At 73.6% G+C, this 12,925-nt stretch carries 12 protein-coding genes, 1 tRNA gene and 1 pseudogene; 6 read left to right on the forward strand and 8 right to left on the reverse strand.

Annotated elements, in window-relative coordinates:
- A pseudogene (locus tag BIV23_RS40085) lies at positions 1–335 on the reverse strand (2-oxoacid:acceptor oxidoreductase subunit alpha); the annotation flags it as partial.
- 189 nt (positions 336–524) lie between these two features.
- Here BIV23_RS40085 and BIV23_RS40090 point away from each other — a divergent pair.
- The gene (locus BIV23_RS40090) at positions 525–1,175 is read left to right on the forward strand and encodes a hypothetical protein (RefSeq protein WP_071385929.1); all 651 of its coding nucleotides are present in this window, start codon (positions 525–527) and stop codon (positions 1,173–1,175) included.
- A 13-nt stretch (positions 1,176–1,188) separates the two neighbouring features.
- Here BIV23_RS40090 and BIV23_RS40095 read toward each other — a convergent pair whose 3' ends face one another.
- The 4 genes from BIV23_RS40095 to BIV23_RS50925 all read right to left on the reverse strand — a co-directional run bounded on the left by BIV23_RS40095 (position 1,189) and on the right by BIV23_RS50925 (position 5,740).
- The gene (locus BIV23_RS40095) at positions 1,189–1,797 is read right to left on the reverse strand and encodes a response regulator transcription factor (RefSeq protein ID WP_071385930.1); all 609 of its coding nucleotides are present in this window, start codon (positions 1,795–1,797) and stop codon (positions 1,189–1,191) included.
- Between the two features lie 123 nt (positions 1,798–1,920).
- Positions 1,921–3,138, reverse strand: coding sequence for a sensor histidine kinase (locus BIV23_RS40100; protein WP_245790879.1), 1,218 nt, complete (start codon positions 3,136–3,138; stop codon positions 1,921–1,923).
- Between the two features lie 110 nt (positions 3,139–3,248).
- Positions 3,249–5,567 carry a TOMM precursor leader peptide-binding protein gene (locus tag BIV23_RS40105; RefSeq protein WP_071385931.1) on the reverse strand — a complete coding sequence of 773 codons (2,319 nt, stop codon included), beginning with the start codon at positions 5,565–5,567 and terminating at the stop codon, positions 3,249–3,251.
- On the reverse strand, positions 5,564–5,740 hold the full coding sequence (locus tag BIV23_RS50925; RefSeq protein WP_177240211.1) for a hypothetical protein: 177 nt from the start codon (positions 5,738–5,740) through the stop codon (positions 5,564–5,566). The genes BIV23_RS40105 and BIV23_RS50925 overlap by 4 nt, the downstream gene beginning before the upstream one ends.
- A 277-nt stretch (positions 5,741–6,017) precedes the next feature.
- Here BIV23_RS50925 and BIV23_RS40110 point away from each other — a divergent pair, with 277 nt between their 5' ends.
- Positions 6,018–6,230, forward strand: coding sequence for a DUF6059 family protein (locus tag BIV23_RS40110; protein WP_071385932.1), 213 nt, complete (start codon positions 6,018–6,020; stop codon positions 6,228–6,230).
- A gap of 37 nt (positions 6,231–6,267) precedes the next feature.
- Here the strand turns inward: BIV23_RS40110 and BIV23_RS40115 are convergent, their stop codons facing one another.
- The gene (locus BIV23_RS40115) at positions 6,268–6,549 is read right to left on the reverse strand and encodes a hypothetical protein (RefSeq protein WP_342746410.1); all 282 of its coding nucleotides are present in this window, start codon (positions 6,547–6,549) and stop codon (positions 6,268–6,270) included.
- A gap of 113 nt (positions 6,550–6,662) precedes the next feature.
- Between BIV23_RS40115 and BIV23_RS50930 the strand changes: the two genes are divergently transcribed.
- From BIV23_RS50930 to BIV23_RS40125, 4 genes are all read left to right on the forward strand, one after another.
- Positions 6,663–6,815, forward strand: coding sequence for an FDLD family class I lanthipeptide (locus BIV23_RS50930; protein ID WP_177240212.1), 153 nt, complete (start codon positions 6,663–6,665; stop codon positions 6,813–6,815).
- Between the two features lie 97 nt (positions 6,816–6,912).
- Positions 6,913–7,080 carry an FDLD family class I lanthipeptide gene (locus tag BIV23_RS50935; protein ID WP_177240213.1) on the forward strand — a complete coding sequence of 56 codons (168 nt, stop codon included), beginning with the start codon at positions 6,913–6,915 and terminating at the stop codon, positions 7,078–7,080.
- 171 nt (positions 7,081–7,251) lie between these two features.
- Positions 7,252–10,479 carry a lantibiotic dehydratase gene (locus BIV23_RS40120; protein ID WP_071385934.1) on the forward strand — a complete coding sequence of 1,076 codons (3,228 nt, stop codon included), beginning with the start codon at positions 7,252–7,254 and terminating at the stop codon, positions 10,477–10,479.
- Positions 10,476–11,834: a lanthionine synthetase C family protein gene (locus tag BIV23_RS40125; RefSeq protein WP_071385935.1), complete on the forward strand. Its 1,359-nt coding sequence runs from the start codon at positions 10,476–10,478 to the stop codon at positions 11,832–11,834. The genes BIV23_RS40120 and BIV23_RS40125 overlap by 4 nt, the downstream gene beginning before the upstream one ends.
- Positions 11,835–12,087: 253 nt before the next feature.
- Here the strand turns inward: BIV23_RS40125 and BIV23_RS40130 are convergent.
- Together BIV23_RS40130 and orn are read right to left on the reverse strand one after the other, a co-directional pair.
- Positions 12,088–12,160: transfer RNA gene (locus tag BIV23_RS40130), tRNA-His, on the reverse strand.
- Between the two features lie 105 nt (positions 12,161–12,265).
- Positions 12,266–12,868, reverse strand: coding sequence for an oligoribonuclease (orn, locus tag BIV23_RS40135; protein WP_071385936.1), 603 nt, complete (start codon positions 12,866–12,868; stop codon positions 12,266–12,268).
- Positions 12,869–12,925: the final 57 nt, after the last annotated feature.

Raw genomic sequence — 12,925 nt, forward strand, 5'->3', positions numbered from 1 at the left:
GCCGGGTTCATCGCGACGAGCACGTTGGGTGCGTCACCCGGGGTGAGGATGTCGTGGTCCGCGAAGTGCAGCTGGAAGCTGGAGACACCGGGCAGGGTGCCGGCGGGGGCGCGGATCTCGGCGGGGAAGTTGGGGAGGGTGGAGAGGTCGTTGCCGAAGGAAGCGGTCTCCGAGGTGAAACGGTCACCGGTGAGCTGCATGCCGTCACCCGAGTCCCCCGCGAACCGGATGATCACCCGGTCCAGACGGCGGACCGGCCCGGACCGGTACCGTGGTCCCTCCGCCGTAGTCCCTGTTGTGTGAACGGCCACGGGCCGCCCCCCTTTCCGTCGCATGCGTCGGAATTCCCGTCGGATGACGCCGACCGGTCGCACCGTAGGGAGCGGCCCTTGTGACCTGCCAAAGTGCGGGGCGGGCATGAGAAGTTCACATGGACGGAATGAGGGCTTCGCTGTCGGGCCGGTGGCCGCTCGGCCAGAATCGGCGGTGCGAACTGGACATCGACCGCGGCGGAAGGGGACCTCATGTCGCAGGTCACCGCCGGCCGTGTGCTGCACCTGTGGTCGCTGCGCGAGGACGTCGTCGTCGAACCCGGGCCGCGGGCGGACGAGTTGGTGCTGCACAGCCGGCGCTTCGGCCCGGAGCGGATCGACCGACCCGACCCGCTGGTGCGCGAGGCGCTGCGGCGCATGGAACTGGGTCCGGTGCTGCTCACCAACGTCACGGCCCGGCCGCCGGACGGTGCGCGGTACGAGGGGCACGGCACCCGGCTGGTGCTGCCGACGGTCCTCAACCGCCTCTCCCATCTGATCGTGCGCACCCTGAGCTGGGATGATCTGCGCGGGCCCCTGTTGTCCGTCGCCTCCGTCCGGCAGGCCGGCGCCTTCGTCCCCGTGGCCGTGTCGGCGCGGCGCCTGATCCGCTTGATGAGCGGCGTGCGGCTCACCCTGGCCGAGGCCGGGTTCACGCTCGACCTCGTCGGCGCCGCCTACCAGGTGCGTCTGCACCGGCCGGAGGCCGTCTGGGTGGTCGGGCTGCTGGCCTGGCCCGTCACGCCGTCGGACATGACGTCCGCGCTGCCGCTGCCGCCGGACGTCACCCGGGCGGTCCTCAGCTACCTGGTGGCCGCCGGGATGACGGAGGACTGCGGTCCGCGGCGGGCCGCGCATGGCTGACCGCCGAGGGGCCTCACAGCAGCCAGCCGGACTCCTGCGCGATCAGCACCGCGTCCACCCGGTTGCGCGCGTTGAGCTTCGTGGTGATGTTGGTGAGGTAGTTGCGCACCGTCCCCGTGGACAGGTGCAGCTGCGCCGCGATCTCCGAGGGCTCCGCGCCCCTGGCCGCCAGCCGCAGCACCTCGGTCTCGCGGTCCGTCAGCGGGCTCTCCTGTCCGCCCCAGGCGGCCAGGGCGAGCTGGGGGTCGACCACGCGCTGACCGGCCGCCACCCGCCGTACCGCGGAGGCGAGTTCGCTCGGCGGGGCGTCCTTGAGGAGATAGCCGTTGACCTGAGCGGAGATGGCGCGTAGCAGGGTGCCGGGACGGCCCATGCTGGTGAGGATGAGGATCCTGCACCCGGGCATCCGCTCGTGCAGCTGGACGGCGGCGGTCAGTCCGTCGACGCCGGGCAGGTCGATGTCGATGACGGCGACCTGCGGCTTGTGCGCGAGGGCCTGCGGGACGATGTCGTCGCCGTTGTCCACCTCGCAGACGACCTCGATGTCGTGCTCGAGGTTGAGCAGCGCCACGAGAGCGCCTCGGACCATGTTCATGTCCTCGGCCAGCAGTACGCGAATCACAGAACCCCCGTCCCCGTCCCCACGTGCCGTGACTGTATCAAGCCGACCGAGCGGTGAGTGAGTCCCGGCGGCGTTGGGAAAATCTGGTAACTCCCCTTCCGGATGCAGGGGTTGAGCCGCCGGTCAGGGCGCTGCGGGGGGCGCGGCCGCCGGGTCGCTCGTCGGCGCCGAGGCCCGTACCCGGAAGGAGCCGTCGGGCAGCGTGCCGCTGTCGAGCGAGCCGCCGATCTCGCGCAGCCGCAGAGCCAGGTTCGCCAGGCCGCTGCCCCCGTGCGGGGAGGGGGCGCGGCGCTCGGTGCTCGCGCCGTTGTTGACCACGGCGAGGACGACCGAGTCCTGCTCGGCCGCCACGCGTATCGAGCAGCGGGTGGCCTTGCTGTGCCGGAGCACGTTGGTCACGGCCTCCCGCAACACGGCCGCCAGCGCGTTCTCCACCTGCCGCTCGAGCGGTACGGCGGCCGTCTCGACCTCGACCACCACGTCCGCGGCCCGCAGCACCGACGTGGCCGAACCGACCTCCTGGTCCAGGGACATGTCGCGAAAGCCGCTGGCGACACGGCGCACGTCGGCGAGCGACTGGCGGGAGATGGCCAGGATGTCGTCGACCTCCTGCAGGGCGCGCTCGGGCTGGGCGGGGATCAGGCGGTGCAGCAGTTCGCTCTTGAGAGTGATCGCGGAGAGGCTGAAGCCGAGCAGGTCGTGCAGGTCGCGGGCGAACCGCAGCCGCTCACGGACCACCGCGAGCCGGGCCAGCTCGCCATGTGCGTCGACCAGTTCCCGGATCACCTCCGACAGCCGCGACAGACCGTAGACGACCAGCCCGGTCAGCAGCGTGGACTGGCACAGGTAGACGGAGTCGACGATGCCCTGGTGGTTCAGCAGCGGCGGCACCAGCATGCTCAGGCCCACGGCGGTGTACAGCGACCAGGCGAGCCGGGACGGCAGCAGGAGCAGCAGCGAGCCGGCGAGGAAACCGCCGAGGGCGCCCCACTGCGCGTGATAGACGAGCAGCGGCAGATAGGTGAGCAGGGACTGCGTGCCCAGCGTCAGCGCGATCTCGCGGCGCGGACGCCGGGCCGCGCCCGCCGAGGAATGCCGCAGCTGCAGCAGGAACACGGCGACGAGCGCGGCGACGGCCCAGGCGTCGGCGACGGGGCCGAGGCTGCTGCTGACGATGTTCAGCATGGTGATGAACAGGTAGCTGAACAGCGCCACCCGCAGGATCACCCGGGCCAGCCGAGGACCGGGCAACGCCGGCCCGGCAGGCGTCGGCGCGCCCGGCCCGGACTCCGACGGCCGGACGACACCCTCCCGCGGCCCGCGATGGGGTCTGGTCTTCACGGACTCCCCTTTTCCCGTGAGACGGAGCTCGTTGCGGATCGTATATGGGAAAGGCGTGAAGGCCGTGGACGATTTGTGCCAGAAATTGAAGACGTGGGCGAACAGAAGACCTACACGAACAAGGCGACGGGGTTCAGGTCGCCGTACAGGGTCGGCCGCTCCAGCCGGCCCAGCGCGACAGGAGTGTCGTACAGCCTCCCGGGTGCCAGCCGTGCCCAGAAGTGCCGCATCCCGGGGACGATCACCTTGACCACGGGAATCTCCACGTCCGGGCGGGTCTGGTCCAGGACGAGCAGTTCCAGACCGCGTGAGCGCACCAGGTCCCCGATCGCGGCGACGTCGTCCAGCAGATCGGCGCGCGGGACGTACGGCCATGCCGCGGGCGTACGCGCGGCGGTGTGCGGATCGGGGGCCAGATAGGGACGGCCGGCGGTCGTCGCGGTACGCCACCAGGCGCAGGCCTCGGGATCGTCGATGCCGTAGCCGGTGCCGTCCGGGCGTCGGGGAAGCACCGCGGGCAGCAGCTGCCCCAGCTCGGTCAGCGCCCGGCGCAGCGCCACCCGCGGATCGAAGTGGGCGCCGAAGCCGAACACGATGTCCTCGGTGGGAGCGCCGGTCCTGCGCGAGAGCGCGGCCAGGACCGGAATGCCGAATTCCGAGGTGAGGTCGAGCACCCACACCTCGCGGCCGAGGCCGGTCAGGCCCTCGCGGATCCGGTCGACCTCGGGCCCGGCGAACGCGTCGAGGTCCACGGCCGGTTGACGGGTGCGGTTGTACCACCACAGCGCGACCGCGTCCCGTTCCACCAGCTCCAGGAAGCCCTGCACCAGCGCGTCCTCCCGGCTGCTGCCGGCCGCGTTGCCGTTGGAGTCGGCGTGCAGTCCGTCCGTGGCGGGGAGGCCGCCGGAGAAGTACAGCAGGGAGGTCGGCAGCAGCCGGTGCCGGTGTCCGGTGAGCGACCACACCGGTGTCCACTCGGTGGGCGCCGACTCGTCGAATCGCCGTGGCACGTACTGGAAATGGGAGCCGCTCGCGTTCCACTTCTCCCGCTCGGCGAACTGCCGCTCGTGGTAGAGCTGGCAGGCGTTGGGATGGACGGCGTCCGCGCCCAGCGCGCGCAGGGAGTCCCGGACCACGGGCTCGTCGCCCTGCCGGGTGGCGCTGTACCGCTCCACCGCCTCGCCCAGCGCACTGACCTGAGCCTCTGTCGCGTCCAGGCCCTTGCCACCGCTGAGCGCCCGCAGGCCGGCGCGCAGGCCGTCCAGGCTGTGCGGGGTGAAGGCGAGGTTGTGCCCGGACAGATAGGCGTCGACGAAACCGGGACTGCGCGGCGCCCGACGGATCTCCTTGACGATTCCGGTCACCGGCCCGACCAGATGGCCGTGCCGCTCCAGCATCTCCCGCGGTGTCAGGGCACGGTGGCCGTTGCCGCGCAGCGCGCTCTTCGGCCGGGACACCGGCACGAACGGGGCGCGCACCGTACGGGCGACCGCCTCCGGGTCGCCGCACACCGGGCACTGCGGCCGCCGGCGGACCGTATGGGAGGCGGCGCGCAGCAGCATGGTGTCCAGGGTGTGCACCTGGCCCTGCGTCGGATACCGCATCCCGGCCAGCCACTTCACGGCCTCCAGGACCGCGATGTGCAGCGCGATGGTCCGGCCCGCGGCCAGCGAGGCGGCGGGGCGCGCGGGCGGACCCGGCAGCCCCAGGGCGCGCTGCACCCGCCCCTCGGCGCTCCGGTGTCCGCGCAGCCGGTCGGCCAGGCAGGACCAGCACGGTCCCTGGCCGGGCCGGAAGAAGGGGCCGATCCACGGGTCGGTGCCGCACACCTTGGCGAGCAGCCAGGGGATGCCCGTGGCCCGGTGCCGGGCGCTCACCTCGGCCAGCTCGGCGGAGAGGTAGTCGTCGCACAGGACCAGGGCCAGAGCGTGGGCGGAGCCGGGGGCCGCGACGGCGACCCCCGACTCCCGGCAGGCGGACCGCACCGGTTCCAGGTCGATGCCGGGCAGCGCCTCGAGACACAGCCCGGCGCCGGCCAGTTCGGCCGCCGCCCGGCCGCTGTCGAGACCCGCGAGGTCCCAGTAGGCCTCGGCCACCGGATCGGGACACCTGGCAGCCCCGGCGGCCGGGCCCGCCGGGCGGAGGCCGACCAGCCCGGACCGCGTGAGCGTGTCGAGGGACTCGGCCGCGCCTCCGGCGGGGAGGGCCGAGGAGGCCTCCCGCAGCACCTCACGCACCGTGCGCGTGCCGTCGAGCAGCGGTGCGAGCACCTCCGCGTGCGGGCCGCGCAGCGCGGTGACGCCTCGGCGGGAGACCAGATAGGTGGCTTCACCGGGAACCACGACCGGGCTCAGATGGCGCTTGAAGCCCACCAGTGCGCTGTCGTCCGGGAGCAGCGTCCCGGCCTCGTGCCCCCCGGTACGGTTCATCCCGCGAACTGCCCTCGGCCGTCGGTGACCGGCGGCTGGATGATGCAGATGGTGAACATGACCGATTCGCACTGCCCCGCGGAGTCCAGATCCTCGATCACGAGATGCCTGCCGGGGGCCTGCGCGGCCGGGGTGTCGAAGCTGCGGGCACCGGACGGTACTGCGTTGACCATGGGGGAAACCCTTCCCTCTGATGATGTTCCGACGGTGTCTGACGGCTGGTTCGAGTGGTCCGGCAGGTGTTCGTCGAACTGGCGAACTTCCCTGCGCTGTGGCCAGAATTCTGCGGGCGTGAAGGGGGCGCAGACAGTGCTGCCGTCACCTGTGGGGGGTGAACTTTTCACGCTTTCACCGCCTTGCCGCCGTCAGGACCGACATGGCTCCTCTAGTGGGAGTACAGCGCGGCGCGAGAGCGTCACCGGGTATGCGCACCTGCCGAAGGGAACCCCGGTGAACCGACCCCTCGCGCGGCATCTCGCCCGTCTCGTGCACGAGGCGTACCGTTCCCTGGTCGCCTACGGCCGGCTGTGGACATGGATGCCCTCCGACCCACTCGCACCGCCCGGGGCGCACCCTCTGGAACGGGTGCGCCCGGACATCCCGCTCACCCCGGTCGAACGGGCGCTGGACCAGCAGCTGTCGGACCTGGACAGGCTGGGCTGAGACGCGCCTACGACCCTCACCGCCGCGCCGGCAGCGGTCAGCCCTGCGAGCGGTGGACGACGTACGGGCACACGGCGTGGCCGGGCGCCGGCAGCCGGTACAGGGCCTCCAGCCCGGACCCGGTCATGCCGACGCCGTGTGCGATCGACGGGTCCCGTTCCTCGCCGAGGTGGACGCGCCGCATGTGTGCGCGCATCGCGGCGAGCCGGCCCAGGGCCGCCTCCATGGGGGCGGTGCCGCCCGCCGTCATGACCGCTGAGGGTGAGGGCGTCGACGACGGGGGAGAGCGGCGGACGTACCAGACGTCCTGATGGGTCACCGGCTCCTGCGGCTTCCGCGCGCGGCCAGTCGGCTCAAGCGCCGCTTAGGCCGCTGTGACTAGCCTCCCCTCGCACGGCTCACCGCTCCCACAACCACCCTGAGGAGATCGACATGAGCACTGCCACCCTTCCGGTCCTCGACGACACCCAGCTCGACGACCTCTTCGACCTGGACGTCCGCATCGAGCTGGACGACACCCACTCGGCCGAGGCCGCGTTCACCTCCATCACCTGCTCCTCCTGCTACCCCACCTGGTGCTGCTGAGCGCGGTTGCCGACCGGCGCCCGCACCGCTCCCCGCACTGCCGTGAGACCGACGTCGCACGGCTCACCGCTCCAGCAACCATCCTGAGGAGATCGACATGAGCACTGCCACCCTTCCGGTCCTCGACGACACCCAGCTCGACGACCTCTTCGACCTGGACGTCCGCATCAAGCTGGACGAGGCCAACTCCGTCGAGGCCGGGTTCACCTCCATCGGCTGCAGCTTCACCTGTTGGTCCACCTTCCCCACTCAGTGCGGCTGCTGAGCAAGGCCGCAGGCCGGCTCCGTCCACCGCGTACGCCCGACGGAGCCGGCAGCTGAGGGCCCACGGGCCGGCGCCCCAAGGCTGTCGGCCCCCGGCCCGCCCGCGCGTCCCGCCGTCACCGCGCCCGACGCGCCGACCACCCCAGGGATCGCCACCGAGGGACTGCCACCGATGCCGTTGCCGCCCGCCCCCCAGCCGCTCTTCCGCACCGCCCCGGTCGCCCTGCTGCGAGCCCCGAGCCGCAGCCACGAGCACCGCGCCGCCTGGGCCGTCGGCTTCCCCACCGACCGCGCGGCCTGCGAGCAGCTGCTGAGCGGTGCGGCCGGTGACGGCGTCTTCATGGACGCCCTACGGGTCGCCAGCCCCAGCCTGGCGAGCCTCGTGGCCGCGAGCACCGACCCCACCGGGCTCGCCGGTCGCACCGACGCCCAACTGCGCCGCGCCGTGGTCTCCGTGCTGCGCTACGAGATCCGGCTGCGCTCCCGTTGCACCCCGTTCGGGCGCTTCGCCGGCGTCGCCCCGGTCCGCTTCGCCCGCGCGGCCGACGGCCCGGCGGCGAAGGTGTCCTGGTCCGGCCCGGCCCGCAGTCGCACCCGGGTCGATCTCGACTGGCTGCTGCGCGTGGTCCAGCAGCTTGAGCAGGACCGCGACCTGCTCCCGCACCTGAGCCTGCACGTCCATGCCGGGACCATCCCGCGCGGCGGCCGGCTGGTGACGGCCGCACCCTCCAACCCCGGCGCCACGGCGGGCGACAGCACCCGCAGCGAGGTCTCGGTCCGGCTCACGCCGGTGGTCGCCGCCGCGCTGGAACTGGCCGCTGCCGGCACGACCGGCAAGGAGGCCGCCGCTGAGCTGGAGCGGCGCTACCCCACCGCACCACCCGGCGCGGCCGCCGCTGTGCTGGCCACGCTGGTCCGCCAGGAGTTCCTGATCACGGGGCTGCGGCCGGTACTGGACGGCGGTGACCCGCTCAGCCGTGTGATCGACGTACTGACCGCCGCGCAGCGGTCCGCCGGCCGACCGCTGCCGCTGCTGGAGCCCCTGCGCGCGATAGCCGCCGACCGCGACCGCTACGACGCCGCCACCACCCCGGGCGAGCGCGGCGCGGTGCTGGCCGCGCTGGAGGAGAGGATGCGTCAGCTGGCCGACGCCGACCGGCTGGTCCACGTCGATCTGGCGCTGGATGCCGAGGTGCGGCTGCCGCACACGGTCGCCGAGGAGGCGGCCCGCGGGCTCGGCGTGCTGTGGCGGCTGTCCGTGCCCGGCCCGGCGCCGCTGCGCGGCTACCACCGGGACTTCCTGGAGCGCTACGGACTCGGTCGGGTCGTCCCGGTGCTGGAGGTGCTGGACGACACGGTCGGCCTCGGCGCGCCGGCCGGCTACACCTGGCCGGCCTCGTCCCGCAGCGAGGACCCGGCACCGCGGCCGGCCCGCGAGCTGGAGCTGCTGCTGGGCCGACTGGCCGCCGAGGCGGTGCGCGACGGCGCCCGGGAGGTGGTGCTGGACGACGACCTGGTGGCACGCCTGGCCCCCGGGGAGCCGGACCGCGAGCTGCTGCCGCGCTCCTGCGAGCTGTTCTGCACCCTGGTCGCCGCCGACGAACAGGCGCTGGCCGAGGGCGACTTCCTGCTGGTCGGCGGTGGCGGACCGGGTGCGCTGGAGGCGGGCGCCACCTACGGCCGGTTCGCCGGACTGGCCGGCTCGGTCAACGAGGAGCTGGCCGCCTTCGCCTTCCCCGAGCAGCCGGACGCGATCCACCTCGCTGTCGCCTACCAGCCGCGGCTCACCCGGGCGCTGAACGTCGCCAACAGCCCGCGCACCGCGGAGCACGAGGTGACCATCGGGCTGCCGCCGGACCCCGCGGCAACCGCCGTACGGCTGGACGAGATCGGAGTGGCCGCCACCTTCGAGCACCTCTATCTGGTGCACCTGCCGACCGGCCGCCGGCTGCTGCCGCACGCCCACCACGCGATGGACCTGCGCGGCCAGGCGCCGAACGCCGCCCGCTTCCTGATCGAGGTCGGTCGGGACGCTCACCGCTCGTATGCGCCCTGGGACTGGGGACCGGCCACCAGCGCGCCGTTCCTGCCCCGGGTGCGCTACGGCCGGGTGGTGCTCGCCCCCGCCACCTGGCGCCTGGACGAGCTGCGCGAGCGCACCGGCCTCGATCCGGCCGGCTGGGCCGAGGCGGTGCGGCACTGGCAGGAGCGCTGGCGGGCGCCGCAGCAGCTGGTGCTGACCCGCGCCGACCTGCGGCTGCCGGTCGACCTGTCCGAGCCCTGGCACCGCGAACTGCTGCGCGACGCGCTCTCCAAGGACCCCCATCTGCTCGCCGTCGAGCCGCCCGGCGGGGAGGAGCGGGCCGACGGCTGGCTGCGGGACACCGAGGACCGGGCGCACCACTGCGAACTGGCGCTGGCCTTCGTCCGGGAGCCGACGGCCGCGGCGCTCGCCCCCGCCGCACCCCGGGTCCCGGCGGTGCGCCCGGCCGAGCCCAGGCTGGCCGAGCCCGGCGGCGAGTGGCTGTACGCCAAGCTCTACCTCGCGGGCCGGCAGGCGGACTCCTTCCTGACCGAGCGACTCGCCCCGTTCCTGGCCGAACTTCCGGAATCGGCCCGCGAGTTGATCGACCGATGGTTCTTCATCCGGTACCGGGACCCGGACGACCACCTCCGGCTGCGGTTCCACGGGCCCGCCGACGGCCTGTGGCGGGAACTGCTGCCGCCGCTGCGCACCGCGGTCCGGCAGTGGACGGCCCAGGGACTCGTCGGGCGGTTCGTGCTGGACGGCTACGACCCCGAGTGGGAGCGCTACGGCGGTCCCGAGGCCCAGGCGGCCGCCGAGCGCTTCTTCGCCGCGGACAGCCGTACCGCGCTCACCTTGCTGTGGATCGCCCGGCAGGCCGACGGCGGGAGCGGTGACGTGCCGTGGGACAAGGAGACGCTGGCCGCGCTGTCGCTCGCCGCCATCGCGCAGGCCTTCGGCCCGCCGCCCGCGGTGGACGCCCCGGCCCGCTATCAGGAGCCGGGCGCAGCCTGGCTGGCAGGCAGCGCCGCCGGCGAGCAGCCGCCCGCCGGCTTCCGGACCCACCGGGCGCAGTGGCTGCGGCTGATCGACCCGGTCGGCGGCTGGCCCGCTCTGGCCGGGCATCCGCTGGGCGACCGGCTGGCGCAGGCCCTGGCCGACCAGGCCGGTCATCTGCGCGCCTACCGTGAGCAGTTGGACGCGCTCGCCGCCCGCGGCGCCGACTGGTCGCCGCTGCCCGGGGTGCTGGCGAGTCTGCTCCACATGTCCTGCAACCGGCTGCTCGGGCCCGACCGGGAGGCCGAGCTGCGCGTACACGCCCTCGCCCGCGCCTGCGTGACCGGGAACGCCGACCGAAGGAAGCACCAGCGGTGACCACAACAACAGGGCCCGGCAGCGCCGCGCGGATCGCGGCGGTCGTCGACCGGGTGGCCGCCGCCCTCACCGACGAGTCGCGCCCGACCGGCCCCGCGGTCGCACTGGAGGGCGGTTCCGGCGTCGCCCTGCTCCTCGCCGAGCTGGCCCGCCGCGATCCGGGCCGGCTGCCCGCCGCGCACGGCCGGCTGGCGGCGGCGGCCAAGGCCCTGACCGGGACGGCCTCGTTCGGCGTGCATCACGGCCCGGCCGCGGTGCTGACGGCCGTTCAGGCGGCTGCCCGGGTCGGCGGTCACTATCCGGGCCTGCGCCGCACCCTGACCGCACACGTCGCGGCGGAGCAACTGGCCCGCCTCGCGGCCGAGTCCGCCGGGCCGGGGGTGTCCTGGTCCAGCTACGACGCCGTCACCGGCACCGCCGGCGTCGGCCGGGTGCTGCTCGGCGCGGTCACCGACGGCGACGCCGAGGAGCGGGCCGCGGCGGAGCCCGCGCTGCGCGCCACCCTCGCCCACCTCGTCTCGGTCAGCCGGCCGGTGCGGGTGGACGGCCGTGAGGTGCCCGGCTGGTGGGTGCCCGGCCACCGCCAGGTGACCGAGGCGGACCGGGCCCGCTTCCCACGTGGTGACCTCAACCTCGGGACGGCGCACGGCATCGCCGGTCCGCTGGCGCTGCTCGCCCGCAGTGCCGAGCTGGGCGTGGCGGTCGACGGGCAGTCGGCCGCCCTGCGACGGATCGGCGGCTGGCTGGCAGAGCGGGCCGACCGGGACGCCTACGGGCCGTACTGGGAGCGGCGGCTCCCGCTGGACGACGAGTTGGCCCGGGCCCGCGGCGAGCGCCCCCCGCCCTCCTCGCCCCACGCCGGCGCCGCGGGGGCCGCCTGGTGCTATGGCACGGTCGGTATCGCAGGCGGCCTGCTGCGTGCGGCCCGGGTGACGGGCGAGGAGACCTGGAGCCGGCTCGCGCTGGCGAGTGCCCACGCGGTGCTGGCCCGTCCGGGCAGCCTGGACGGTTTGAAGGGCCCCACCGTCTGCCACGGCGAGGCGGGCTTCCTGCAGAGCCTGTGGAGGCTCGGGCAGCAGGCCGCCGACCAGGCGCTGCTCGAACACTGCGACCGGCTGGCCGACCGGCTCGCCGCGGCCTGGGACGAACAGGCCGACTACGGCTACCGGCACCTGGCCGGGCCCCGCGGCGCCACCGGCCCGCAGCACGGCCGACCACCGGTCGAGGACAACCCCGGGATCCTGGAGGGTGCGGCGGGCGTGGCCGCCGCACTGCTCTCGGTGCTGCCGGGCCCGGGCGGGCCGGGCGGCGAACAGCACGAGCCCGTCTGGGACCGCGTGCTGCTCCTGTCCTGATCGTGGGCCGTACCGCGCGGGCACCCCGAGACGCCTTCGCCGCTTGTCCGGCCCCTTGACGGCGGCGACTTCCGGGCACGCCACCGTGCCCTCCGGCAGAGTGGGAGGCACCGGGTCGGCGAGGGAGGACCGCCTTCACGGCGCCGTCGTCGGTATGCAGGCATCCGGCCGCGTTTGGCCGCCGTTTGGCCGAGCCGGGAGACCAAAAGGCCCCTGGCCTGCGTTTCCGCAGGCCAGGGGCCTTTCATGCAAGGGTGAGTGACGGGACTCGAACCCGCGGCATCCTGGACCACAACCAGGTGCTCTACCAGCTGAGCTACACCCACCATGACCGGTGGTGGAACTTGTCGTTTCCCCGACCGGCCGAGAAGAAGTCTACAGGGTCCGAAGAGGTGCTCGCGCACATGTTTTCGCGAGCACCGTTCCCGGGGCTACTGCGCGGGCAGGACGTACTTGGCGGCGATCGACTTCGCCGTGTCGGAGTCCGGACCGGGCTGCGGGACGAAGACCGCCTCGCGGTAGTAGCGCAGCTCGGCGATCGACTCGCGGATGTCGGCGAGGGCCCGGTGGTTGCCGTTCTTCTCCGGGCTGTTGAAGTACGCCCTCGGGTACCAGCGGCGGGCCAGCTCCTTGATGGAGGAGACGTCCACGATCCGGTAGTGCAGGTAGTCCTCCAGGGTCGGCATGTCGCGCAGCAGGAAGCCGCGGTCGGTGCCGACGGAGTTGCCGCACAGCGGGGCCCTGCCGGGCTCCTTCACGTGCTCCCGCACATACGCGAGGACCTGCTCCTCGGCGTCCTTCAGCGTCGTGCCGTTCGGGAGCTCGTCGAGCAGCCCGGACGCGGTGTGCATCTGACGCACCACCTCCGGCATCGTCTCCAGCGCCCGCTCCGGCGGGCGGATGACGATGTCCACTCCCTCGCCGAGTACGTTCAGCTCGGAGTCGGTGACGAGGGCGGCCACCTCGATGAGAGCGTCGTCGGACAGCGAGAGGCCGGTCATCTCGCAGTCGATCCACACCATGCGATCGTTCATGCGACCACCCTAAAGCGGGCCGGTGTTTTTCGGTCCCCCCGTGCCGGTGCGGTCCCG

The sequence above is a fragment of the Streptomyces monashensis genome (assembly GCF_001866665.1).
GTDB lineage: Bacteria > Actinomycetota > Actinomycetes > Streptomycetales > Streptomycetaceae > Streptomyces > Streptomyces monashensis.